The organism is Hyphomonas oceanitis (assembly GCF_036964545.1).
In the GTDB taxonomy this organism is placed as follows: domain Bacteria; phylum Pseudomonadota; class Alphaproteobacteria; order Caulobacterales; family Hyphomonadaceae; genus Hyphomonas; species Hyphomonas oceanitis.
On the sequence record NZ_JBALTL010000003.1, the window covers coordinates 75,725 to 100,630 of the forward strand.

The window sequence follows — 24,906 nt, forward strand, 5'->3', positions numbered from 1 at the left end:
CGGGCATGTCATCCGGTGATAGGATATAGGTTCCGGCTGAATCCCGAGGAACCTGTCCCGTGCAACCCGCCCGCGTCCTGCTTGCCACCCTGTTGATTGCGATGCCGCTCGCACTGCCCGTCATGGCAAGGGAAGCGGAGGCCGGGATCACAACAAGAGACACTGTCATGACAGAGGCCCAGCACGCCCCATGGACGGCGCTCCTGTCGAAATATGTGCACACCTCCCCCGATGGCGTGAACCGGTTCGACTATGCCGCCCTGAAAACCAGCCCGGCGAATCGCGCCGCGCTCAATGCCTATATTGCCGGTTTCGAGACCATGGACCTGTCCGGCGACAACAAGGCCGCATTCGCCGCCTGGGCCAATCTCTATAATGCCGTCACTGTGCGCCATATCATCAGCAAGTATCCCGTCCGCTCAATCAGGGATGGGTTCCTGTTCGGCGGCCCCTGGAAGAAGGTGAAAGTCATGGTCGGCGGCCGGGAAGTCTCGCTCGACGATATCGAGCACAAGATCCTGCGCCCGACCTTCCACGACCCGCGCGTGCATTATGCCATCAATTGCGCCGCCATCAGCTGCCCCAACCTGATGGCGCGGGCCTGGGAGACCGACACGCTGGACGGTGATCTCGATGCGGCTGCTCGTGCCTATGTCAACGATCCCCGCGGCGTCACGGTGACTGACGGAGGCCTCATCCTCTCGACGATCTATGACTGGTTCAAAGCCGATTTCGGCGATTCCCGACAGGGCGTCATCGACCATTTGCTCAAATATGCCGATAAAGGCCTCGCCCAGCAGATCAACGCCAATCCGAAGATCCGCTCCTACACCTATGACTGGTCCCTCAATGACACAGAATGAGCCTCAAACCGACAAGCCCACGCCGCTCGCTATCCGACTTTGGCCGCTTTACGTTATCGCGGCAGGCATCATCGCCGCCTGGGCGTTTGGGCTGTTCGACTATCTCTCTCTCGAGACACTCCGCACACAACAGGATGCGCTGCGCAGCTTTGTGAGTGAGCATCTCATCCTGGCCGTGGCCGCTTATATTCTCATCTATGCCGCTGCGACGCTGTTCATGCTGCCCGGCGCGCTCTGGATAACGATTGCGGGCGGTTTCCTGTTCGGCCTCTATGGTGGCACGCCGGTGACCATTGTCGGGGCGACACTGGGCGCCAGCCTTCTCTTCTTTGCCGCGCGAACATCCGTTGGCGCCGCCTTGCGCGAGCGCGCCGGGCCCTTCGTCAAGAAGATGGAGCGCGGCTTCCAGGAAGACGCGCTCTCCTACATGTTCGCACTGCGCTTCCTGCCGGTCGTGCCTTTCCCGGTTGCCAATATCGCCCCGGCCATTCTCGGCGCAAAATACCGCGACTATGCGATCACGACAGCGCTCGGCATCATTCCCGGCGTCATCGCCTATACGTGGATCGGCGCCGGACTGAGCGCCACCTTTGCAGCGGGCGAGGAACCAAACTTTGCCAGTGTCGCCAAGAACCTCATACCTGCAGTCGTTGCCCTCGGCGTGGTCTCGCTGATCCCGGTCATCTACAAGAAACTCTTCTCGAAAAAAGCCGCCAAGCTGGAAAGCGCCCTTTAAATGCATGATACAAAACTTCAGGTGACGGATCACAAGGCTGATCTCGTGGTCATTGGCGCCGGCTCCGGCGGCCTTTCGGCTGCGGCTGGCGCGGCCATGTTCGGTCTCAAGGTCGTACTCTATGAAAAAGGCGAGATGGGTGGCGACTGCCTGAACTATGGCTGTGTTCCGTCCAAGGCCCTGATCAGCGTTGCCAAGGCGGCCCAGTCTGCCCGCGACGCCGGCAAATATGGCGTAACAGTCGGGGCGCCGACAAGTGATTGGGAAGCGGTCAAGGCGTATGTCTCCCAAGTGATCGAGACCATCGCACCGGTCGACAGCCAGGAGCGGTTCGAAGGCCTTGGCGTCACCGTTATCCGTGAGGCTGCGCGCTTCGCCGATCCGGACACGATTGTCTCGGCCACGAGCCGCACCCGCGCCCGGCGCATTGTCGTCGCCACCGGCTCCACCGCTTTCATCCCACCCATCGAAGGCCTGAGCGGCGTACCTTACCTGACGAACGAGACCATTTTCTCGATGCCGGACTTTCCCGAGCATCTCGTCATCCTCGGTGGCGGCCCCATCGGCATGGAACTCGCGCAGGCCTTCACCCGACTGGGCGCGAAGACCACAATCATCGAAATGGGCAAGGCGCTCGGCAAGGCCGATCCTGACCATGCCGCCGTTGCCCTCGGCGCCCTGCGCGCAGAAGGCGTGACCGTGATGGAAGGCCACAAGGCCGTGCGCGTGTCCGGCGAAGGTGGGCGCATCAAGGTCCACGCCGAACACGAAGGCGCCGAAAAAGTGATCGAAGGCAGCCATCTCCTCGTCGCCGTCGGTCGGCGTACCATGCTCGATGGGCTCGATCTCGAAGCCGGCAAGGTCGATTTTGATCGCAAAGGCGTCGTCGTCGGCGACAATCTCCGCTCAGGCAGCAATTCGCGTGTCTGGGCACTGGGCGACGCTGCCGGGCGCGAACAGTTCACACATGTCGCGGGCTGGCATGCTTCCGTCTTCTCGCGGCGCGCCTTCTTCAAGCAGCGCACCAAGGCCGACAGCCTCCCCATACCGGCGGTGACTTATACATCTCCTGAAGTGGCCCAGATTGGCCTGATGGAAGCCGAAGCGCGCGAGCAACACGGCGACTCTATCGCGACCTCCTCCTTCCCCTTCCACGACAATGATCGCGCAATCGCCGAGGGCAAGACGCTCGGCGAAGCCAAGCTTGTCATCCGAAAGGGCAAACTGGTCGGCGCCTCGATTGTGGGCGAGGGGGCAGGGGATATTATCCAGATCCTCGCCGTCGCCATGTCGAACGGTTTGAAGGTGCAGGACCTCACCAATTTCATCTCGCCCTATCCGACCCGTTCGGAAGTCGTGAAGCGCGCCGCCTCTGCCCATTTCACAGAGGCGCTCTTCGGCAAGACCGCGAAGCGCCTTGTCGGCTTGCTCCAGCGTATCCCGTGAGCTAGTTCACCTAGGGTGAGCGACGAGACCCGGCCCGCCCTTGCACGCGACCTGCCCGCACCCGCGCTCTCGCGCTGGTTCGAAAGCCTTTCCTTTCGCCTGTTTGCCCTCACGCTGGGCTCGGTCCTGCTGGTCGAATCGCTGATTTTCGTGCCCAGCGCCTCAGGCTTCCGCAACAGCTGGCTGAATGAGCGCGTACAGGCTGCCCGCACGGCGGCCCTCGCGCTCGATGCGTCGCCTTCGCGCAATGTGTCTGATGAATTATCCGACCAGCTCCTGATGAGCGCCGAAGTTCTCGCCGTGACCGAAATCGAGGACGACATGCGCTTCCAGCTGCTGCCAGCGCAGCAACCGGTCGAGGGCGAAACCCACAATATCGACATGCGCGGCTCGACCATGATGGGCCGGTCCTTTGCCGCATTGGGCGCATTCTTCGCCCCCAGCGACAGGATTCTCGTCATCCAGGCGGATGGGTCCGCGCCCGGCCGTGTGCTGGAGATCGTCGTACCGCAGGCGCCGCTCAAGGCCGCGATCAGCGCCTATGCACGGCGCGTTGCGAGCCTGTCCCTGCTGATCGCCCTCGTGGCGGCAGGCATTATCTACGTGATGCTTCACCTGCTTGTGGTGCGCCCGATGCGGCGTGTTACGCTCAGCGCGGAGCAATTCCGCGATGATCCGGGCGCTTGGTCACGGCGCCTGCCTCCAACACGGCGCCGCGACGAGATCGGCCGGGCCCAGAACGCCCTCGCCGACATGGAAGAAACGGTCGCCACAAGTTTCCGCAACAAGACCCACCTGGCCGAACTCGGTACGGCGGTCGCCAAGATCAATCACGACCTGCGCAATTCGCTCGCCTCGGCGCAACTCGTCTCCGATGTGCTGGCCAGCTCCGAGGACCCCCGCGTGCAGAAGGCCGCGCCGCGCCTTGAACGCGCGCTCGAACGCGCCATCACGCTGGCCACTGAAACGCTCGACTATGGCAAGGCGACGCCGACACCGCCCCGCATGGAAGCAGTGATACTGCGCGCCGTGCTGGACGAGGCCGCCGCTGAAGCGCTCGGCGCGCATCCCGATATCGTATGGGAAAACAATGTGCCTGCAGGCCTGCAGATACAGGCTGACGCCGACCACATGCACCGTATCACGAGCAATCTGGTGCGTAATGCCGCCGAAGCCATGACCCCGCGGGTCGAGGGGCCTTCGCGCATTGTCGCCTCTCTCGGGCCGGACGGTCTGGATTTCACCGACAATGGCCCCGGCATACCGGATTCAGCGCGCGACAACCTGTTCCGGCCCTTTGCGGGCAGCGCGCGGCGTGGCGGCACAGGCCTTGGCCTTGTCATCGCGCGGGAGCTGGCTCAGGGCATGGGCGGAAGTCTTGTCCTCGCCGAGACGGGCCCGGACGGTACCGTTTTTCGCCTCCGGCTGCCGGGCCTCGGCGCGTGAGCGTCTACGCTCCGCCGCAAGGCAAGGTCTGCTATCTCCACACGGACCCGGACCTGATCGTTATCGACAAGCCTGCCGAACTTCTGTCCGTACCCGGGCGCGGACCCGAGAAAGCTGACTGCGCCATCTCCCGTGTGCAGGCGGACTATCCTGATGCGCTGACCGTTCACCGGCTCGACATGTCCACCAGCGGCCTGCTTGTCTTTGCCCGGTCAAAAGCCTCCCAGCGCCATCTCGCCATCCAGTTCGAGAAAGGCGGGGTGGAGAAGACCTATATCGCCGATGTCTGGGGCGTGCCGGAAAATGCGGTCGGCCTCATCGACCTGCCGCTTGGCCAGGACTGGCCAAACCGGCCTCGCCAGAAAGTCGACCCTGACAAGGGCAAGCCGAGCCAGACGCGCTATGAGATGATTGCCAGCCATGCCCATGGCGCGCGCCTCAGCCTCACGCCGCTGACCGGCCGCACGCACCAGCTGCGCCTGCACCTCGCCGCTATCGGCCATCCCATCCTCGGGGATGACATCTATGCCCATACCGATGCGCTTGGCGCAGCCGACCGGCTTCGCTTGCACGCTACATGGATGCGGTTCCGCCACCCTGCGAGCCAGGACTGGATGTCATTCGAGGCCGCTTGCCCTTTCTGACGAACGGTCCGTTGACTCCTTTGCCACCGGGCATTATCGTTTTACGATAAGATGGAGTTCTACCATGCACGCCGAGATCGTTCGCCTTTCGCTTCACCATGTCGATATCAAGATCGTCAATGAGGAGCGCATGCATGTCCTGCAATGGCGGCGTAACCTGCTGTGGGATGAAGTGCTGCTCGACGGGAAACGCCAGGCGGCGAGCCATGGCCTCTGGGGCCGCGAAAATGTCTATGGCCTTGTGTTTGGCCGGGACCTCGACGGTTCGGGCGGCGAACAGGTCATGTTCCTGATTGATCCGGGTGTTGGCTATACAAGCTGGTCGTCGGGCGAACAGCGCGTCAAAGGCGTCCGTCTCGAAGGCCGTGACGGTCCGCTCGTGTCGTACGGTACGCTTGATCCGAAATCGCTCGAAAAGCCCGCCACCTTCTCCGACTGGATGAAGAAGTCGATGGGCATGAACTGGGGCACGGATATTTCGCGCCCCCACTAGCCAATTATCAGCTTTCCGGGATCAGGCGCACTTCGGTCTTGCGGTTGAGCGGCGCTTCAACGCCGCCGGTCTTGATCGCACCCTGATCACCATAGGCCACAAGATGCACGCGCTGGGCATCGACGCCGCGCGTTTCAAGTGCCGCCAGAACAGCATCGGCCCGCTTGGCGGAAATCACTTCATTGGTTGCCGAATCACCGCTGGCATCGGCGTGACCTTCGATCTCCATCTTGTAGAGATCGCAGCGCGAATAGGATGCCGCGACAGCGTCCATCACGGCATCGGATTCTTCAGAAAGCTCGGTCGCGCCTTCCTCGAAATAGATGGCGAAGGATTCAGCGCTGCAATCCGGCGCAGGCAGGGCGACTTCGGCCGCCACAGGCTCAACCGGCGGAACCGGACGCGACACACAGGCCGCCAGCATAAGCGGCGCGAACAAATAAACAGAAATTTTCATCAGACTCTCCAGCAGCGCCAATCAATCCCTTATGCATGGATTGGTTCCCGCTCACAGCCTTTTCTTGGTCCGCCCCTCATGCGCCCGCGCATTGGCCGGATCGTCGGGCCAGTCATGCTTGGGATAGCGCCCGCGCATGTCCTTCGCCATGTCGCGATAGCCATTGGCCCAGAAGCGCGGCAGGTCCTGCGTGGTCGCCGCCGGTTTCATGCCCGGCGACAGCAGCTCCACCGTCACAGGCACACGCCCGGATGCAATCGCGGGATGCGTCGCAAGGCCATAAAACGCCTGCGCCCGCGCCGACACGAGTGGCGCGCGCGGGTCCACATAATCAACCGAAGCGGTCTGGCCGGAGGGCAGGGTGAGCGCCAGCGGCGCATGCAGCCGCAGCGCCTCCTGCACCTGCCAGTCGAACGACGCCACCAGCGCCTCGCGCACTTTTCCGGCCGCCGGAACCTGCGCGCCCTGCCGCTTCAGCAATGGCATCAGCCAATCAGGCGCATCCGCCAGAAGACTCTCAATCGACCAATCGGCGCCCTCAATCAGTCCGGCCTGCACAAGCACGCGCAGGCGTCCCAGCGTCTCCTCCACCACATCTTCCGCTCCAATCGCCCCAAAGCCTTCCGTCACAACGGCATCCAGCATGGCTTTGGCCCCAACGGCGGGCGCAGGTTTCGGCAGCGGCGTTTCGGACAGCACGATGGCGCCCAGCGCGCGCACGCGCCTTGCGGCAAACTTGCCCGTCTTCGGATCAAAGTCCGCCCGTTCCTCGGTCGCGACGCCTGTGGCCAGCGCATCGGCCTCGCTGATCGGCACGGCCAGCGTGATCCGCGCCTGACCGCTCGCGCCGCCAAGATCCGCAATCACCAGCCACTCGGACTTCGCCAGCGCGTCCGTCACCGGCAGCATCGCCGCCCGGCCCGACGCCATCAGGTAGACGCCCTCACTGCCAGGCCGGGCCCGCGCGATCTGGTCCGGCCACGCCCCGGCGAGCAGGGTCGCAGCATCGCCCGAAGGCGCCGCACCCTTGCCCCAAGTCTTCGCCTGCTGTTGCAGCGTACGTGCGCGCGGCGACCGCTCCGCCCGGAAGCGTGACAGGCGTTCGCGAATGTCCGCCGCATTGCCGCCCATTCCGCGTTCACCCGCCAGCGCCGCAATCTCTGCCGCCAATGCCCGCTCGCCGGGCGATCCGGCCCCGGCCACAAGTGCCGCAAGACGCGGCGCAAGCGGCAGACGCGCCATCTCTGCCCCTAGCGGGGTCAGGCTGCCCGCATCATCCAGCGCACCGAGGCGCGTCAGCATATCGCTCGCAGCCTTCAGCTTGCCGGCAGGCGGCACGTCCAGCCATGTCAGATGACCTGCATCCCGCTCGCCCCATTCGGCGAGCGCCAGCACGAGACCCGAAAGATCGCTGCCAAGAATTTCCGGCTGCGGCGCGGCGACCAGCCCGCGTGTCGCCGCTTCGTCCCAGAGACGGTAGCAGACGCCCGGCGCTGTGCGCCCCGCCCGCCCCCGGCGCTGGTCCACGGAGGCCCGCGATGCCTTCACCGTTGTCAGCCGTTGGCCGAGACCCCCCGTATCATCCTCGGCCACGCGGGCGAGGCCAGAGTCGATCACGACGGTCACGCCTTCAATCGTCAGCGCACTCTCGGCAATATCGGTCGCCAGCACAATCTTGCGGATACCGGGTGGGGCAGGGGAAACCGCTGCATCCTGTTCAGCCGGCGACAGCGCGCCGAAGAGCGGAGCCACACGGCAGTCTTCCGGCAGATCCTCCAGCCGCTCTGCGACACGCGAAATCTCCCGCGCACCCGGCAGGAAGACGAGGATGGAGCCCTTTTCCTCCCGCAGCGCCCGGCGAACCGCCGCCGCCATCCGGTCCTCGATCCGGTCAGTCGAACGGCCAAGATATCGCGTCTCCACTTCGAACTGGCGCCCCGCACTCTCGATAACCGGCGCGTCAATGACAGTGGCCACCCGGCCCGTATCCAGCGTCGCCGACATGACAAGAATGCGCAGATCCTCCGCCAGAACGCCCTGCGCTTCAAGCGCGAGGGCCAAACCAAGATCAGCATTCAGGCGCCGCTCGTGGAATTCGTCAAAAATGACCGCTCCGACGCCCTTCAATTCAGGGTCTGACAGGATGCGCCGCGTGAAGAGGCCGTCCGTAATCACTTCAATGCGCGTTGCGGCCGAGACCTTCCGGTCAACGCGCGTCGTCAGGCCCACGGTCTGCCCCAAAGGCTCGCCGAGGCTTTGCGCCATCCGCACCGCGGCCATGCGCGCGGCCACACGGCGCGGCTCCAGCAGCAGAATGCGTCCCGGAATCACCACAGGCCCGCCCGTCAGTCCGGCCAGCGCCAGCGGAACGCGCGTTGTCTTGCCAGCCCCCGGCGGCGCAGCGAGCACGAGGCGATGGCCGTCGCGAAGCGCGCCGCAGACCTCGTTCAGCACATCATCAATCGGCAGGGGAGACATCGCGGCGCTCATGGGGCGCAGACATAGGGCCGGGGGGCATTGCAGGGCAATGGGCATTACGTGGGCAGCCAGCCCGACCACTGGCAAAATCGCCATCTCGGCATTTGCCTTCCCCGCAAAGCCCCCCTACCGTCCCGGCTTCAAATGACTCATGGGAGTGGCGTATGGGCTGGTGGTTCAAGATAGATTTGTGGAAGCGGGTGATGGTCGGCCTGGCGCTGGGCGCGATCACCGGGCTCATCCTCCGGCAAGTCATGGGGGCGGAGGCCGCTGGCGCCAATGTCACCGCATGGGCCAAGCCCATCGGCGATGCTTTCATCAACCTGATCAAGATGCTGGTTGTTCCGCTCATCTTCACCACGCTTGTTTCGGGCGTGCTGGCCATGGGCGACCCCAAGAAACTCGGCAGTCTCGGCGGCCGCGCCCTCGGCATGTATATGTGCACGACGCTAATCGCAGTCTCCTTCGGCCTGCTGATGGGCTCGATCATCCAGCCCGGCGCCGGCTTCGATACGACCACCGTTAATCCGGCTGACATGGAAAACACGCGCGCCCAGCTCGCCGCCAATCCGCAGCCCGGCAGCGTCGCCGAGCAGCTGATGAACACGATCCTGTCGATCATCCCGACCAATCCCGTGGCCGCCATGGCCAATGGCGACGTCCTGCCCATCATCTTCTTCGCCATCATGTTCGGCATCGGCATCCTCGTCTCCGGCGATGCCGGCAAGCCGCTGGCCAATGTGATGAACAGCGCCGCCGAAGCCATGATGAAGCTGACACTGATCGTCATGGAAACGGCGCCCATCGGCGTCTTTGCCCTGATGGCCTGGGTCCTCGGCGATCGGGGGCTCACCATTCTCGCCGTGCTCGGCAAGATGACGGCGGCGCTCTATATCGCCTGCGCCCTGCACATGCTTTTCACCTTCGGCTTCGTCATCAAGGTCATTCTGCGCCTGCCGCTGTTCGACTTCTTCAGGGGCGCCGTGGATGCGCAGGCCGTGGCCTTCTCGACCTCCTCGTCGAACGCCACCCTGCCAATGACCATGTCCTGCGCCACGCAGAACCTCGGCATCAGCAAATCGATTGCCTCCTCGGTCCTGCCACTCGGCGCGACCATCAACATGGACGGGACGGCGCTCTATCAGGGCCTGATCGCCCTGTTTGCTGCTCAGGCGCTCGGCCTGCCAATGACGTTCAGCATGTATTTTACCATCGCCCTGATGGCGACGCTCGTGTCGATCGGCACGGCAGGCATTCCTTCGGTCAGCCTGTTCCTGGCCGCCACCACGCTCAGCGTTGTTGGCGTGTCAGCAGACCAGACCGTACTGATCATCGCTCTTCTCTTCCCCTTCGATCGCATCCTCGACATGGCGCGCACGGTGACCAACATCACTGGCGACCTGGCGGTTGCAACGGCGGTCGCCAAGTGGGAAGGAGAGTTCGATGAAGAGGTCTTCCGAGCCCGAGACGCCGTCTAGGCACAGAATGCGGCGCACCGCCCTGGCGGTGCCCGCAGCCCTCTGCGCGCTTGTCCTGGCGCTACTCGTCTCCGGCATCGCGGGTCTCTGGAATATTGACGTCTTCGACCGGGCCATTACCGATCAGGTGCCGGGCTGGCGCACACCGGCGCTGACCAATGTCATGCTCTTCGTCTCCGCTTTTGGTGACGCGGTCTATCTCTGGTTCATGGGGCCTCTGGTCCTCGTCACCCTCGGCCTCTATCGCAACTGGCGCGCTCTCGCCGCCTATTCGGCGGCCTTCGTCCTGACGCCCATTATCGTCCGCCTCGTCAAGGCCTGGGTCGCCCGGCCCCGTCCAACCGTTGATCTCTATGGCGGCGTCGAAGCCTTCAGCTTCCCGAGTGGCCATGCCACCAATTCCACCCTCATCTACGGCGGGCTCGCCCTGCTCGCCTTGATGACGTTCAAGGGTGCCGCGCGCTTGTGGGCGGTCGGCTGCCTATCCGTACTCATCCTCCTCATCGCGGCATCCCGCATCTATGTCGGCGCCCACTGGCCGAGCGACACGCTGGCGGGCCTTGCGCTCGGCGGCCTGATGCTGTGCGGACTCGGAACGGTCACGGAATACCCCGCGAATAACCGCTCAACACTCTTCACTGTCACCGCACTGGCCCTGACGGGGCCCCTCTATGCCCTGCTGACGCTGCCGGCCGCGCGCGTGCTCTATCACGCACTCGGTTAGGCTGGCCGCCGATGCTGACGCGCCGGAAGGTCTTCTCCCTCGCCATTCCCATCGTGCTGGCACAGGCTGCCACCGCCACGACCGGCATTGCCGACACGTTCGCCATGGGCCGCTTCGGCGACAAGGCAGACCTCGCAGCGGTCGCCATCGCCGCCGTCGCATACAGCTTTATCTATTGGGGTTTTGGCTTCCTGCGCATGTCCACGACGGGCCTTGCGGCACAGGCCAATGGCCGTGACGACGCGCCGGAAGTGCGGGCCACATTGCTACGCGCCCTGATGCTTGGCGCCGCCATCGGCGCAGTCCTTTTCCTCCTTTCCCCGCTGCTGCGCGGGCTCACCTTCGCCGCCTTTGCCGGAACCGACCATGTGGAAACCCTCGCCGCAGGCTATTTCAACGCCCGCATCTTCGGCGCCCCCGCCTACCTGATGGGATTGGGCATTACAGGCTGGCTGATTGGCACGGGAAAGACCGGTCAGATGCTGGCCGTACAGATCGTGATGAACAGCGTGAATGTGGGGCTGGATATATGGTTCGTGGCCGGGCTGCACCTTGGCCCGACAGGCATTGGCGCCGGAACAGCCATTGCAGAATGGACAGCGCTGGCCTTCGGACTGGTTCTCGTGCGCGGCGGCTTCAAGGCACCTGCCCGACTGCTGGACAAGGCACGCCTTGTCGCCCTGTTCTCGGCCAATCGCGACATCATGATCCGCACGCTAGCCCTCGTGTTCAGCTTTGGCTGGTTTGTCCGCTCCGGCACACTCATCGGCACTGCGGCAACGGCTGGCAACGAAGTCCTGCTGCAATTCATCACCGTGTCAGCCTTCGTGCTCGATGGCTTTGCCTTTGTCGCCGAGAAGGAAGCAGGCGAAGCCTTTGGCGCAGGCAACAGCAAGCGGCTCGGCCGGGCCATGCGCCTGACGTCTGAGTTCGCACTCGGCTTCGGCGCCCTGTTCGCTCTGTCCTATTTCCTGGGCGGCGGCTGGATCATCAGGGCCTTCATCGCCGACCCCGAAGCACGCACAGCCGCCCTTGATTTTCTTCCGTGGTGCGCAGCCGTTCCCTTACTGGGTGTCGCTGCCTGGCAACTGGACGGGCTGTTCCTGGGCACAACGCAGGGCAGGGCGTTGCGCACGGCCGGGCTTATATCTGCAGCCCTCTATCTGGCGACCGACATGGTGCTGCGCCCGGTATGGGGAAATGCCGGTGTCTGGACCGCTTTCCTGCTGATGTATGTCTATCGCGCGGCGGCACTGGGCTGGTTCGTGCCGGGGCTCTTCAAAGGTCTTTCCCGACCGCCTGTTCCAGCCGCGTAAACCCGTCGGCCTTCAACAGGCCAGCCAGTTCCGAATGGACCCGGCTGACAAGCCCGGGGCCTTCATAGACCATTGCCGAATAGAGCTGTACCGCATGGGCACCGGCCCGAATCTTGGCATAGGCATCGGCGCCACTGGCAATGCCGCCAGCCCCAATAAGATCAAACTCACCCTTGAGCGACCGGGCAAAGGCTTTCAACACTTCAGTCGAAGGCGCCATGAGCGGGGCGCCGGACAGGCCACCCGTCTCGGCCTTGTCACGGCTGGTCAGGCTGTTTGGCCGGGCAAGCGTGGTGTTCGAGACGATAAGTCCCGACAGCCATGCGCCCTGGTTGCGCACGACCCCGACAATATCGGCAATCGCCTCGGCGTCGAGATCAGGGGCCACCTTCAGGAAGACCGGCTTCCCCGCCCTGTCGGCTACGCCGCAGGCCGTGAGGAGGGATTCAAGCGCGGCCTTGTCCTGAAGGCCGCGCAGGCCGGGTGTGTTGGGCGAGGAAATATTGACGGTGACATAGTTCGCATGCGGCGCGACGGCCTCGATGCCGCGCACATAGTCGGCAATCCGGTCTGCGCTTTCCTTGTTTGCGCCGACATTGGCCCCGATGGGCGGCGCGGCGCGGTATTTCGACAGGCGCCGCACGAAGTATTCGAGGCCGAAATTGTTGAAACCCATCCGGTTGATGACAGCTTTGTCTTCACTGAGGCGAAAGAGGCGCGGCTTCGGATTGCCCGGCTGGGGCAGCGGCGTGACCGTGCCGCATTCGATGAAACCAAAGCCGAACCGCGCCACGGACGAAGGCACTTCGCAATTCTTGTCAAAGCCCGCCGCAAGACCGACAGGGCCTGCGAATGTCAGGCCGGATTTGGGCAAAGTTGTTGCCAGGATCGGATCAATGGCTGGCGCCTTGAGAGGCACGCCAAGCCCCTTTTCCAGCGCTTTGATAGTCGCGGTATGGGCCGCTTCCGGCGGCAGGAGTTTTACGGCGGCAACGCCGATATCAGTCAACCCCATCTAGAGATCCTCCGGCATGGTTGGCGTGCCGCTTGTGTCCGAGCGAAGCTGCCAATGACGGCTGGCAAGCGCAATGGAAAGATCGCCATAAAGATGCGGAAACAGCGTGCCGCCACGGCTCGGTTCCCATTTCAGGGGCGGCAGGTCTGCCACGGCGAATTCAAGAAGATGCACGACGGGCTGGCCTGAATAATAGAGCCGGGCCGTCTCCGCGACGGTCCCAATGCCTGACAGGTGAACATAACCGTCTGCCGCGTCCAGCGGGACAGACGTGACGCCAGCAGCTTCTGCGGCGGACCAATCGGCTTGGCTAAGTAATTTGTAGACATGCGTGTCGCTCATTGGGCGGTTTCAGCAGGCTTTGGGAGACTGCGCAACGGCGCGTGACGCCCTATGCAGCGGAACCCGGTTGGTCCGCTCGCGTTTGGCTGCAAAGAAGGAATTATTCCATGCTGACCAGAACCCTCGCCATACTTGCGCTGTCCGCAGCTTTTAGCCCCGTCGCGCTGGCTGATCCCGGTGCGCATGGCGGCCCTAAAGCGTGTCCGCCCGGGCTTGCCAAAAAAGGCTGTATCCCGCCCGGACAGGCCAAGAAATATGACATTGGTGGCCATCTGCCGCGTGAATATGACCGGTTCCGCGATTATGATCGCTATGACCTGAAAGCACCGCCGCCCGGATACTATTATTCGCGTATCGATGATGACGTGCTGCTGGTTGATGAAGACACGCGCACAATCATCAGCCTTGTTTCAATTCTGGGAGCACTTGCGCAGCAATAAGAGCGCAAAGGGGGGATAAATGGGAAAGGATCGCACAGCGGATAGCGAACTCCTGAATGTACAGCTCGGAAACGGGCGAACGCTCGAGGATGAGTTGCGCCACCTGCAGATGTTTGCGCGTGTGCTGGATTCGCGCTTTTCGCTGATGGGCATGAAGTTCGGGCTGGATTCCGTGCTTGGCCTTGTGCCTGTGGCGGGGGATGTCGCCACGGGTATAGCGGGCACCTATGCGCTTTACACCGCGGCGCGGCTTAAGCTGCATCCCATCGCTTTGGCCCATATTGGCTGGAATCTGCTGTTCGATACGACGCTGGGAGCGATCCCGGTCGTGGGCGATGCGTTCGACTTTTTCTTCAAGTCGAACACCAAGAATGTACGCGTTATCGAGAAGCATCTTCGCCGCAAAGTGCAGAAACAGCTGAAGAACCAGCCCTTGGCCTAGACGCCTGAATCTGATGCGCGACCGAGGATCCAGCCGCCTGTCGGAGCCTCGCAGGCGGCAAAACGGCCGCGTTCCTGTCCGGGGAAGGCATAGGCAATGTCGCGGCACGTAACGGACACTTTCATCGGCATGACATCGGCGACGTAGCGGACGACGGAATCGGTTGCCTGACCGGTATAGCTGATGGGGCGGACCGTGGGCTTGCTGGCCTCGCGCGTTGTGGAGCGTTCAATACGGATCTCGAGTTTGCGACCATCCGGCGTGGCAAGGATCTGCGTGGCGCCATCGGCCTCGGTTTCGACGAGGCGGAGGAAGTCATTCTGCAGTGTTTTCAACAGCGTAGGGTCTAGCGCCTCGGCGGCGGTCAGCTCGACGCGCTCGGCCATGAATTCATCGACATTGCGCGGACTTGGCAGGGCTTCAGCGGCCGCGAAGGGGCGCACTGTGGGGGCAGACTGGGTATAGGCCGGGGTATTCACGGACCGTTCCGTGACCGTTCGCGGGTTACCAGCGACCAATTTGGGGCCCATGGCGGGTTTGAGCGTGGCCGCCGCCGGGACCGGGCCTGTATAGGCGACCATCTGGAGCGGTGCTTTTGGCGTGGCCGATGGCTTGACGGCGACAGAGGCGGGAACGACCGCGCTGGCGTTCAGCGCTGCGAGACGGCGCTCTTCAGCCTCGGCAGCAGCGAGACGCTTCTTCTGGTTTTCCGAGGCGAGGGCCGCGAGGCGTTTCTGCTCGGCGGCGGCATCGGCCACGCGTTTGGCTTCGGCATCTGCGACCTGCCTGGCCTTGAGTTCGGCGACACGTTGCGCTTCGGTTTCAGCCTGGGCGACGCGGCGGGCTTCGATCTCGGCGAGGCGTTTGGCCTCTACCTCGGCGGCGGCAGCCTGTTCGGCCTCCAGCGCGGCCTGGCGCCGGGCGTCTGCCTCGGCGACCCGGGCGGCTTCAGCTTCGGCCAGACGGGTCTTTTCCTGCTCAGCGGCAGCATCGCGGGCGCGTTCGGCGGCGGCAACCTGCTGGGCCGCTTCGGCAAGGCGCTGGGCCTCTGCATCGGCAATTGCATTCGCGGCTTCGACGCGGGCCTGTTCGGCCTCGGCGGTGGCGGCTTCACGTTGCGCGGTGTCAAAGGCGGCCTTGCGGGCGGCCAGCTGGTCAGCCACGCCCTGATAATTGAACCATTGGGTTGGCGCGGTTCCGACAGGTGTGGAGGCCTCCGCCATAGCGACAGATGACGCGGCGCTGGGTGCAATAACCGGATCGAAGGTGGCTACACTCGAAGCGTCAGTTTCCGAACCGGACTCAGCCTCACCATTATTCAGCGCGCTGTCTGCGGCCATGACGGAGAGGCCCGCGAGGCCCAGAACAGCGATGCCGGCAAAGGCCAGCTGGGAAATGTCTGCCAGGCGGCTGCCGGAATCATCATCGTCATGCCCGCCGCCCTTGCCATTACGGCCCAGCGGCAGGAGGCCCGGATTGGCAGACACGGCGCGCAGCGGCCGGATGGGGCCGCGATTGTGCGAAGGCTTTAAGGGCTTGGCCGTGTCGGAGGCCTTGGCCTGGATGCCGGAAATGATGGCGAGGGTGGATTGCGGGCGCACGGCATCGCGTGCGCGCAGGCGGGCCCGGAAGGGCATGTTCATGTTCGCGCGCTCCTCGGCGCGGCGACCGGCATCCTGCGCGGCGCGCACCGTCTGGCGCACGCTTTCCGGAATCATCGGGCGAACCGGTTCCGGCTTGGTGAAATCCTTCGTGAACATCGGGCAGTCTTACGCCCCGGAAGGCGCCTCTGTATGAAACGGTGTTGGCCGATTATAGCCGCTTAGGCATTCTTTAACCATAGGAAATGGCCCGGCCCCCGGCTTGTCATCACGGGCTTCTGTCCTTAAGGCAACACCCATTGAAAACACGCACAATAAAGGTGCACGCGCATGTCCAAGGCCAAAGCCGCCCCGAAGAAAGTCGTCCTCGCCTATTCCGGCGGTCTCGACACATCCATCATCCTGAAATGGCTGCAGACCGAGTTCGGCGCCGAGGTGGTGACCTTCACGGCGGACCTGGGGCAGGGCGAAGAACTGGAACCGGCCCGCAAGAAGGCGCTGGCCGCTGGCGTGAAGCCGGAAAACATCTTCATTGAGGATGTGCGCGAGGAATTCGTGCGCGACTTCGTGTTCCCGATGTTCCGCGCCAATGCCGTGTATGAAGGCGTCTACCTGCTGGGCACGAGCATCGCGCGGCCGCTGATCGCCAAGCGCCAGATCGAGATTGCCGACATGGTGGGCGCCGATGCCGTCTGTCATGGCGCAACCGGCAAGGGCAATGACCAGGTGCGCTTCGAACTCGGCTATTATGGCCTGAACCCGGACATCAAGGTGATTGCGCCCTGGCGCGACTGGGAATTCAAATCGCGCACCGACCTGATGAAATTTGCCGAATCCCACGGCATCGAAATCGCCAAGGACAAGAAGGGCGAGGCGCCCTTCTCGGTCGATGCCAACCTGTTGCACTCGTCTTCAGAGGGTAAGGTTCTGGAGAACCCGGCCGAGGAAGCCCCGGAATTCGTGCACATGCGCACGGTGAGCCCGGAAGCGGCACCGGACAAGCCGGAAGTGATCACGATCAGCTTCGAGCGCGGCGATGCCTGCGCCATCAATGGCGAGGCAATGAGCCCGGCCACGATCCTCACGGAACTGAACGCCTATGGCAAGAAGCACGGCATTGGCCGGCTCGACCTCTTGGAAAACCGGTTCGTCGGCATGAAGTCGCGCGGCATCTATGAGACGCCGGGCGGCACGATCCTTCTGGTGGCGCACCGCGGCATCGAGCAGGCCACGCTCGACCGGGGCGCAAGCCACCTCAAAGACGAGCTGATGCCGAAATATGCCGAGCTGATCTATAACGGCTTCTGGTGGAGCCCGGAGCGCGAGATGCTTCAGGCCGCGATTGACTACTCGCAGCGCTGGGTGACCGGCGACGTGACGATCAAGCTCTACAAGGGCCAGGCCTATCTCATCGGCCGCTCATCACCCTATTCTCTGTACTCGGAGAAGATCGTGACCTTCGAGGACGACCACGGCGCCTATGACCAAAAGGATGCGGAAGGCTTTATCAAGCTGAATGCGTTGCGGTTGAGATTGCTGGCGGGACGGGACCGGAAGTTCGGGAAGAACTGATTGAAGGCTGCGATATATCGACTCTCGGGACCAATCGGTTTTCTGATAGCGGTGATGTCCGTTATCGCAGTGACATACCCGTTGCAGATGGCCCATCGCGATTGGCAGATTTGTTTTGATGCCATCTCAGGGCCCTTAGGCGCGCCACGCGGCCTGGCGGACCTGACGTTGGGACAGCAGATTTCGGAGTTCTTCAGGGCAATAAACCCGCTCGCTGCGTACTTTGCTGTTCTTGTTGGCCTCGGTTTTGCGCCATTCGTTCTCGGAGCGTCAAAAGCACCTACACTTCGTAGCAGATTCGTCTGGCTGTTGGGCCTTGTCGCCGCATGCTCGCTAGGTATCTGGGTCTCTGGCAGATTGGATGCCTCCACCTGGCATGATTGCGACCGCAAGGGCGCAGAGGTGGGTGTCCTCGTAATTCCTTTGCTTGTTTGTATGATGTCTGGCGTGTTCGCTGGCATTACGTTTCTGGTCGGCAAAGCCATCCGCAAGAGTAGGGCGGGTTGAGCGCGCGATACCCACCGTTGGTTCTCGCCGCAGGAATCACCCAACTGTTTAAGAGCGCTGATCTCTAGTGGAGCATTCGGGTGATGGGTTCCCAGATGGCCGGGGGCCATCGGGAATGACGCGGGTGGGGAGGGCAGTGTTGGAGCGTGCGGGGCTTGTGCTTGGGGCATAGATTGCTCGGTGGGGTGGTGGGTTACGCTTTGCTAACCCACCCTGCGGGCCCACTTCCGATCTCTCCTCTTGCGTCACCCCCGACGCGGAGCGTCTGGGGGCCCAGCTCTGGACGGGGCGGCGTGCGATACGATTGCACGGTGATCTCTTGCGGCGCGTGCGGGTGATGGGCCCCCAGATGGCCTGCGGCCATCGGGGATGACGCGTGTTGGGAAGCTTGATCTTTTATCGGTACGCCGTTTCATTCCTGTCGCGAGGCAGGGGGAGGACGCCATGGCGAATGAGGATCGCATCATTGCGGTTTACATGATGGCGAACCGCAAGAACGGGACGCTTTACATCGGCGTCACATCCCATCTTGTGCAGCGGACATGGCAGCATCGGGAAGGCACGGCGGCGGGCTTCACCAAAAAGCATGGCTGCAAGAGGCTCGTCTGGTACGAGGTGCACGAATGGATCGAGGCGGCGATTGCGCGGGAGAAATCCCTGAAATCCTATCGTCGGCAGAACAAGATAAACCTGATCGAAAAGATGAATCCCGACTGGAAAGACCTTTGGTTCGAGATCACGGGGTAAGCGCTTGCCATCCCCGGCGCCCTGCCTAAATTCAGGCCATGAGGCGAAATACCGGAGGAGAGCCGGGACGTGAAGTTCTACCAGATTACCTATTGGAAAATACCGCCGATCTCGGTGATGACCTATTGGGTGCACAGGCCGCTCGACGGCGAGAGCCTGAATACGGCGACCCTGTTTGACCCGCCGAGGCCGGGCCCCGTGCCGGGCGAAGGCTGGCCGGTGCTGATGGTGGAAATTGACGGGGTGGAACTGGTGTTCACCTCGCTGGCCGAACTGGACACCTATGTCGAAGTGATGTCGCGCCAGCCGCTGCCCACAACGCGGGAACTATCGCGGGAAAAACCCATCGGCCCGAACAAGCACTGGCTGAGCCGCATGCCGAAGAAGGCGAAATCGACCAAGCATCGCGAGAAGGCGATCAAATACCTGAGCGAGATACGCGGGGCGTTTGCGGCCGTGGCGGAACGCCCCTTCTGAGGGACGCCGAAGGTCGGGCGCCGACGGCACGAGACCCCGGCTTTCGCCGGGGATGCGTTGGATTTAGTCTTTCAGGCTCTCGACGATTCGGAGGGCGGCTTGCCAGCGGGCGGCATCGCCCACGCCGGAGAGGGCGCGGGACTGGAGTTCGGTGAGTGCCTTGTCCGGGCCGAGGCGGCGGACAGTGGTCATGGCGGTGGCGAAGTCTTCGGCGTCGCAATAGTCCGCCCTCGGTGTGCCAAAGATCCAGGCCGTGCCGGTCTTGCCTTCACGCTTGCCGAGGATGCAGCGCTGTTCCGGCTCGAGGCTGAGCCAGGTGATGGCCTGGAAATCCGGGAAGGCGGCGCCGAAAATATCCGAATGGCCGAGGTCAAGACCGCCCGTGGCGCCGGGCGTGGTATCGACCGTGTTGAGGCCCGCGAGCAGGATCGGCTCGCTCGCATCGCCAGCGCGGCGGCCGGACTTGTTGAAACGACTGGACGCCTGCAGGGCGCGATCCTTGGCGCTGGCATAGAGCGTCATGTCTTTCGCAAGGCCATGGACGCGGTCCATCATCTCGATGAAGTCATCAGCGTCGACATCGGGCGAGGCGAAGACGACCTGATCGAAGGGCGCAGGCACGGCGCGCTCGTCATCCGCCATTTCCTGCAGGGCACGGACGAGGAACTCATTGCCCATGGAATGGGCGACGATGTTGACGCGCTCCGCCCCCGTCTGCTCGGTGAGGACGTGGAGAAAGTGTTCGAGATCGTCGATCGTGGCCTGCGTGATCTGGGCGCGGTCGGCCTTGTAGCCGAAGACACTGCCGGCCGACGGCCATGAATAGAGGACGGGAGCGCCATCAATCTCGAGGTCTACGGCGAGCTGGGCGGTGCGCTCAACCGCTGTCGGGAAATCATTATTGTAGCCGTGGATGAAGATGAAGATCTCGCGGCGCTGGGAGCGGGCGAGCGAGATGCGCACATTGGCGAGGAATTCGGCCATGGTCGCGTCGACCTGCATGTCACCGAGGATGACGTGCTTGGCTGGGTCTGGTCGGCGGTCGAAGCTGAAAATGCTGGGCTTGGGAATATCGCCGACGGCACGGTTGCGGGGCACGGAGACCATGACGCTGCCCGTGGCGAGCGGCGCGTGTTTGCCGCCATAGTACTTGTAGGGATCAAAGACCGGCTTGCTGTCGACCATGGCAACGCGCTTGATCGTGGGCGCGCGGTTCGTGCCGAAGAAGACGCGGACGAGATCAAAGTCCGGCTCCGCGCCGAGGGCGCGGGTGCGGCTTGAGGCGGCGGCGAAGGCACGTTCGCGGCCGCGTTCAACGCTTTCGGCCAGCGCGTCATCGACATTGAGGCCGGTGATCTCGGCGATGCGGGCATTATCGAGATCGTTTTCGATGGCGAAGGCGAGCAGAGGCGCAAGGCGCGGATGGTCTGCGCCGAGATGGATGCGGACCTGCCTGATGGCGGCGGACAGTTCTTCGGTCGCGCGCGGTTTGTCGCCAGCGGCGAGGGCGATCTCGGCCATGCGGGCGCGCAGGTCGATCTGGTAGGCATAGTCTGGTGGTGTGGCCGCGCTCGCCTCGGTCAGCACCTGGCGATAGGCGACGAGGGCGGCTTCGGTCTGCCCGGCGTCTGCGAGGATGTCGCCAAGGTCTGCGCGCACGTCGCCCCTTATCGCAGGATCGGCCAGCAGGGCGCGGGCCTGAGCGACCTGTTCAGCCATGTCCCCGGCCGCTTGTGCATCACCAAGGAGGACGAGGCGGTCCGGTTCGGGCTTGGAGGCGCAGGCGGCCATGAGGCCGAGAAGGCCAATGCAGATCAGCCTCGAAATGGTTTTGTGATGCATCGTTTCGTCCCCTGACTTGCCCCATCAAACCCTAGCATGAAGGCAAAAATATGGGACAGGCTTTTGCCTAGCGTTTCGGGCCTTTCACGGCCTGGAGCGTCGTGGTTTTGACATCGCGGCCAAGATCGACCTTGCGGCCACCATAGCTCGGTGCGCCGCTGGCCGCACCGGAGACCGCGCCGCGAACAGTACGTTCTGTCAACGGCGGGATGGCCATGGCCTGTGGGTTTGGACCGTTCTCATCGAACAGGCTGGCGAGCTGCTCCGTCATCGCGCCGCCGAGCTGTTCGGCATCAACAATGGTGACGGCGCGCTTGTAATAGCGGGTCACGTCATGGCCGATGCCGATGGCGATCAGCTCGATCGGGCTGCGATTCTCGATCTCGTCGATGACCTGGCGCAGGTGGCGTTCCAGATAGTTGCCGATATTCACATTGAGCGTGGAATCGTCGACCGGCGCACCATCAGAGATGACCATCAGGATCTTGCGCTGCTCGGTACGGGCGAGCAGGCGGTCATGCGCCCAGAGCAGGGCCTCACCGTCGATATTTTCTTTCAGCAGGCCTTCGCGCATCATCAGGCCAAGGTTCTTGCGGGCGCGGCGCCATGGAGCATCGGCCTGCTTGTAGACGATATGGCGAATGTCGTTGAGGCGGCCGGGCCCGTTCGGCTTGCCGCCGCGCACCCAATCCTCACGCGACAGGCCGCCTTTCCATGCCTTGGTGGTGAAGCCGAGAATTTCGGTCTTCACGCCGCAGCGTTCCAGCGTGCGGGCCAGAATGTCAGCGCACAGGGCCGCAACCATGATCGGACGACCGCGCATGGAGCCTGAATTGTCGAGCAGGAGCGTGACGACCGTGTCACGGAAATTGCTGTCGTCTTCCTGCTTGAAGCTGAGCGGCGCTGTCGGATCGGTGATGACGCGCGTGAGGCGAGCTGTGTCGAGCACGCCTTCTTCAAGGTCAAAGCTCCACGACCGGTTCTGCTGCGCCATGAGGCGGCGCTGCAGCTTGTTGGCCAGTTTGGACACGGCGCCCTGCAGGCCTTGCAGCTGGTGGTCGAGATAGGCACGCAGGCGGGTCAGTTCTTCCGGGTCGCAAAGATCAGGGGCCTGCGCCACTTCATCATGCGCGCGCGTGAAGACCTGGTAGTTGAAGCGGTCGCGTTCGTCGCCATCCCGGAAGTTCGGGCGTAGCGGCTTGGAGCCGTCATCGCTGTCGTCCGGCTCGTCGTCGGCTTCCATGTCGGCGTCCTGATCGACGCTGACATTGGTTTCTTCGCCGTCCATCTCTTCGGTATCGCCGGCTTCCATTTCCTCGGCGGAGGCGCCCATGGGCTCTTCGGACTCCATGTCCTGTTCGCCCTGCTGGGATTGCTGGTCGTCTTCGCTCTCTTCCTGTTGCTGCTCGTCCTGGGACTCAGCCTCATCGCCCGACTGGTCTCCGGCGGTCAGATCGCGGATCATCTCACGGATGGTGCGCGCAAAACCGGACTGATCGTGCAACTGGCCGATCAGCTTGTCGAGCGCGCCGCCGGTATCGGCCTCGACGCGGTCTCGCCAGACATCAGCCACGCGTTTAGCGCCTTCCGGCAGCGGACGGCCGGTCAGCTTTTCGCGCAGCAGGAATTCCAGGGCTGGCGCGAGGATCGCTTCGGGCTCTTCGGCGCCCATGGCAAATTCGCCGGACTTGCTGCGATGTTCCAGCACGGCGTCGAGATTATTGGCCGTACCACGCATGGCATTGGCGCCAAGGCTTTCGATGCGCGCATGTTCTGCGGCGTCGTACACACGGCGCGGCAGGTCACCCTGCGGACGGTGCTGGAGGTGGGCCGCTTCATTATGGTGGGCCCGGCGGAGCGCCACGGCATCTGCCTCCCCGCGAATGCGCGCAGCAACAGGCGCGGGAACTTCAACCGGTGGCGGACGCAAGACGATACGCGCGGCGTCTGACCCGGCATCATTGCCAAAGCCAACCTCAACCTCGCGATCGGCGCTCATCGCCTTGGTGGTGGCGGCGAGGGCCTGTTTGAAAAGTTCCTGAGGGCTTGTATCCTTCGCCATCACTGCACCGCGTCTGAGAACAGGTCCAGCGTGCGTTTGAAGGCGAGGGCATCACTGGCGGCATCATGATCGTCGGAGCCCTGACGGGCAAAGCCATGGCCGGCATCATAGACGTGAACCTGCACGTCCTTGCGGGCAGCGGTGAAGGCTTCAACGCCGTCCATGGGAATATGGGGATCATTCCGGCCGAAATGCGCCGCAACGGGGCATCTTGGCTCGGCCGTCTGGAAGGAGGGCAACAGGCTGCCATAATAAGCCGAAGCCGCGACAATTCCCCTGAGTCGGCAAGCGGCCAGATAGGCAATCGATCCGCCATAGCAAAAGCCGGTGATGAAGACCGGGCGCTCCAGCGCATCAACGCAGGCGCCAATATCCGCCATGGCGTTATCCAGCCCGTTGGCGCGGGCATAACCAGCCCCTTCCGTCATGGCTTCGATGGAATGGTCTTCGCGGGCAAAGCCCGGCTTCTGACGATCAAACATGGATGGCAGGAGCACTTCATAGCCTTCGCCCGCAAAGCGCTCACCTGCGCGGATCATGTCGGAATTGATGCCAAAGATTTCCTGCACGACAATCAGGCCGCCTTTGCGCACACCTTTTGCCTCGATGCGCACGGCACCGAAGACAAAGCCGTCATGGCTTTTAAGGGTCAGGCTGGTCGTGGTCATCAGATGTCTCCGCTCAGGCGACCTTCACCATCAACGCGCTCTCTGGCAGTTCCTCGGCAAAGCAGCGCTGGTACATCTCGGCCACGAGGGGGCGCTCGAGTTCATCGCATTTGTTGAGGAAGGTCATGCGGAAGGCATGGCCGAGATTCTGGAAGATCGCGTAGTTTTCAGCCCATGTGATCACGGTCCGCGGGCTCATTACGGTGGAGAGGTCTCCGGCCATGAAGGCATTCCGCGTGAGATCAGCGAGCGTGACCATCTTGGACAGTGTGTCGTCGTCCACACCGGTCGCCTTGGTCTTCACGATTTCGACTTCGGCGTCGTGCTCAAGATAGTTCAGCGTGGTGACGATGCTCCAGCGGTCCATCTGGCCCTGGTTCAGCTGCTGCGTACCGTGATATAGGCCCGTCGTGTCGCCGAGGCCGACCGTGTTCGTGGTGGCGAACAGGCGGAAGAACGGGTTCGGCGCGATGACGCGGTTCTGATCGAGCAGCGTGAGCTTGCCGCTGGCTTCCAGAACGCGCTGGATCACGAACATGACGTCAGGACGACCGGCATCATATTCGTCGAAACAGATAGCGACCGGGCGCTGGAGTGCCCAGGGCAGGATGCCTTCACGGAATTCGGTGATCTGCTTGCCCTCTTTGAGGACAATCGCGTCCTTGCCGACCATGTCGATCCGGCTGACATGGCTGTCGAGGTTGACCCGGATCATCGGCCAGTTGAGGCGCGCAGCGATCTGCTCGATATGAGTCGACTTGCCTGTGCCGTGATAGCCCTGGACCATGACGCGGCGATTGTGCTCGAAGCCGGCCAGAACGGCCATCGTCGTTTGCGGGTCGAACCGGTAGGACGGATCGATCTCGGGCACGTATTCGGTGCGGGTTTTGAAGCCGTGAACGGTCATGGCCGTGTCGAGGCCGAAGACCTTCTTCACGTTGACTTTTTCTGTTGGCTTCAGGCCCTCAAGGGCATCGGTTTCGCTCATTACAGTCATGGAATTTCAGTCTCGTCGGGGAGGATATGTGGTTTCAGTATAGGTTCTAGCACGAGATGGGCGCGCGCCTAGTGCGACGTAGCGTAAGTAAGCCCCCTCAGACACCCCCGGGG

At 63.0% G+C, this 24,906-nt stretch carries 24 protein-coding genes; 15 read left to right on the plus strand and 9 right to left on the minus strand.

Going from position 1 to position 24,906, the window contains the following annotated elements; all coding sequences use genetic code 11:
* The first annotated feature begins 59 nt into the window (after nt 1-59).
* The 6 genes from V7651_RS09480 to V7651_RS09505 all read left to right on the plus strand — a co-directional run bounded on the left by V7651_RS09480 (nt 60) and on the right by V7651_RS09505 (nt 5,628).
* Complete coding sequence (locus V7651_RS09480) at nt 60-863, plus strand: DUF547 domain-containing protein (RefSeq protein ID WP_335613042.1); 804 nt, start codon at nt 60-62, stop codon at nt 861-863.
* Nucleotides 850-1,599, plus strand: a complete 750-nt coding sequence (locus V7651_RS09485; protein WP_335590359.1) for a TVP38/TMEM64 family protein — start codon at nt 850-852, stop codon at nt 1,597-1,599. Before V7651_RS09480 ends, V7651_RS09485 begins: the two co-directional genes overlap by 14 nt.
* Nucleotides 1,600-3,045: a dihydrolipoyl dehydrogenase family protein gene (locus V7651_RS09490; protein WP_335613043.1), complete on the plus strand. Its 1,446-nt coding sequence runs from the start codon at nt 1,600-1,602 to the stop codon at nt 3,043-3,045.
* 15 nt (nt 3,046-3,060) lie between these two features.
* Nucleotides 3,061-4,491, plus strand: a complete 1,431-nt coding sequence (locus V7651_RS09495; RefSeq protein ID WP_241766902.1) for a sensor histidine kinase — start codon at nt 3,061-3,063, stop codon at nt 4,489-4,491.
* On the plus strand, nt 4,488-5,135 hold the full coding sequence (locus V7651_RS09500) for a pseudouridine synthase (protein WP_335613044.1): 648 nt from the start codon (nt 4,488-4,490) through the stop codon (nt 5,133-5,135). Before V7651_RS09495 ends, V7651_RS09500 begins: the two co-directional genes overlap by 4 nt.
* A gap of 64 nt (nt 5,136-5,199) precedes the next feature.
* On the plus strand, nt 5,200-5,628 hold the full coding sequence (locus V7651_RS09505) for a hypothetical protein (RefSeq protein WP_335590355.1): 429 nt from the start codon (nt 5,200-5,202) through the stop codon (nt 5,626-5,628).
* A 7-nt stretch (nt 5,629-5,635) separates the two neighbouring features.
* Here the strand turns inward: V7651_RS09505 and V7651_RS09510 are convergent, their stop codons facing one another.
* Nucleotides 5,636-6,085, minus strand: coding sequence for an OmpA family protein (locus V7651_RS09510; protein WP_335613045.1), 450 nt, complete (start codon nt 6,083-6,085; stop codon nt 5,636-5,638).
* Between the two features lie 51 nt (nt 6,086-6,136).
* Nucleotides 6,137-8,575: an ATP-dependent helicase HrpB gene (gene hrpB, locus V7651_RS09515; RefSeq protein WP_335613046.1), complete on the minus strand. Its 2,439-nt coding sequence runs from the start codon at nt 8,573-8,575 to the stop codon at nt 6,137-6,139.
* A 152-nt stretch (nt 8,576-8,727) separates the two neighbouring features.
* On the opposite strand from hrpB, the gene V7651_RS09520 reads away from it, so the two are divergent.
* The 3 genes from V7651_RS09520 to V7651_RS09530 are packed head-to-tail and all read left to right on the plus strand — an operon-like array spanning nt 8,728 to nt 12,081.
* Entirely contained in the window at nt 8,728-10,041 is a 1,314-nt protein-coding gene (locus V7651_RS09520; RefSeq protein ID WP_035536390.1) for a dicarboxylate/amino acid:cation symporter, read from the plus strand.
* Complete coding sequence (locus V7651_RS09525; RefSeq protein ID WP_335613047.1) at nt 10,007-10,765, plus strand: phosphatase PAP2 family protein; 759 nt, start codon at nt 10,007-10,009, stop codon at nt 10,763-10,765. Before V7651_RS09520 ends, V7651_RS09525 begins: the two co-directional genes overlap by 35 nt.
* An 11-nt stretch (nt 10,766-10,776) precedes the next feature.
* Entirely contained in the window at nt 10,777-12,081 is a 1,305-nt protein-coding gene (locus tag V7651_RS09530; RefSeq protein WP_335613048.1) for an MATE family efflux transporter, read from the plus strand.
* Here V7651_RS09530 and V7651_RS09535 read toward each other — a convergent pair.
* Nucleotides 12,044-13,096: a quinone-dependent dihydroorotate dehydrogenase gene (locus V7651_RS09535; protein ID WP_335613049.1), complete on the minus strand. Its 1,053-nt coding sequence runs from the start codon at nt 13,094-13,096 to the stop codon at nt 12,044-12,046. The genes V7651_RS09530 and V7651_RS09535 overlap by 38 nt on opposite strands.
* Nucleotides 13,097-13,438: a DUF952 domain-containing protein gene (locus V7651_RS09540; RefSeq protein WP_335613050.1), complete on the minus strand. Its 342-nt coding sequence runs from the start codon at nt 13,436-13,438 to the stop codon at nt 13,097-13,099.
* A 107-nt stretch (nt 13,439-13,545) separates the two neighbouring features.
* Between V7651_RS09540 and V7651_RS09545 the strand changes: the two genes are divergently transcribed.
* Nucleotides 13,546-13,878 (plus strand): RcnB family protein, encoded by a 333-nt coding sequence (locus tag V7651_RS09545; RefSeq protein WP_335613051.1) that lies wholly within the window; start codon nt 13,546-13,548, stop codon nt 13,876-13,878.
* A gap of 19 nt (nt 13,879-13,897) precedes the next feature.
* Nucleotides 13,898-14,320 carry a DUF4112 domain-containing protein gene (locus V7651_RS09550; protein WP_335613052.1) on the plus strand — a complete coding sequence of 141 codons (423 nt, stop codon included), beginning with the start codon at nt 13,898-13,900 and terminating at the stop codon, nt 14,318-14,320.
* On the opposite strand, the gene V7651_RS09555 is transcribed toward V7651_RS09550, so the two are convergent.
* Nucleotides 14,317-16,080, minus strand: coding sequence for a cell envelope integrity TolA family protein (locus V7651_RS09555; RefSeq protein WP_335613053.1), 1,764 nt, complete (start codon nt 16,078-16,080; stop codon nt 14,317-14,319). The two genes, V7651_RS09550 and V7651_RS09555, sit on opposite strands and share 4 nt — an antisense overlap.
* 171 nt (nt 16,081-16,251) lie before the next feature.
* Between V7651_RS09555 and V7651_RS09560 the strand changes: the two genes are divergently transcribed.
* The 4 genes from V7651_RS09560 (at nt 16,252) to V7651_RS09575 (ending at nt 19,224) form a co-directional block, all read left to right on the plus strand.
* Entirely contained in the window at nt 16,252-17,493 is a 1,242-nt protein-coding gene (locus tag V7651_RS09560) for an argininosuccinate synthase (protein WP_035536394.1), read from the plus strand.
* A gap of 54 nt (nt 17,494-17,547) precedes the next feature.
* Nucleotides 17,548-18,000, plus strand: coding sequence for a hypothetical protein (locus V7651_RS09565; protein WP_335613054.1), 453 nt, complete (start codon nt 17,548-17,550; stop codon nt 17,998-18,000).
* 444 nt (nt 18,001-18,444) lie between these two features.
* Nucleotides 18,445-18,747 carry a GIY-YIG nuclease family protein gene (locus V7651_RS09570; protein ID WP_335613055.1) on the plus strand — a complete coding sequence of 101 codons (303 nt, stop codon included), beginning with the start codon at nt 18,445-18,447 and terminating at the stop codon, nt 18,745-18,747.
* Between the two features lie 69 nt (nt 18,748-18,816).
* Nucleotides 18,817-19,224 (plus strand): hypothetical protein, encoded by a 408-nt coding sequence (locus V7651_RS09575; protein WP_335613056.1) that lies wholly within the window; start codon nt 18,817-18,819, stop codon nt 19,222-19,224.
* A gap of 63 nt (nt 19,225-19,287) precedes the next feature.
* Here the strand turns inward: V7651_RS09575 and V7651_RS09580 are convergent, their stop codons facing one another.
* The 4 genes from V7651_RS09580 to cobS form a co-directional block, all read right to left on the minus strand.
* A complete protein-coding gene (locus tag V7651_RS09580) occupies nt 19,288-21,066 on the minus strand; it encodes an alpha/beta hydrolase (RefSeq protein ID WP_335613057.1) in 1,779 nt (592 codons plus the stop codon).
* Nucleotides 21,067-21,133: 67 nt separating this feature from the next.
* On the minus strand, nt 21,134-23,128 hold the full coding sequence (gene cobT, locus V7651_RS09585; protein WP_335613058.1) for a cobaltochelatase subunit CobT: 1,995 nt from the start codon (nt 23,126-23,128) through the stop codon (nt 21,134-21,136).
* On the minus strand, nt 23,128-23,796 hold the full coding sequence (locus V7651_RS09590) for a dienelactone hydrolase family protein (RefSeq protein ID WP_335613059.1): 669 nt from the start codon (nt 23,794-23,796) through the stop codon (nt 23,128-23,130). The genes cobT and V7651_RS09590 overlap by 1 nt, the downstream gene beginning before the upstream one ends.
* A gap of 13 nt (nt 23,797-23,809) precedes the next feature.
* Nucleotides 23,810-24,793 (minus strand): cobaltochelatase subunit CobS, encoded by a 984-nt coding sequence (gene cobS / locus V7651_RS09595; RefSeq protein WP_199285873.1) that lies wholly within the window; start codon nt 24,791-24,793, stop codon nt 23,810-23,812.
* Between the last annotated feature and the right edge of the window lie 113 nt (nt 24,794-24,906).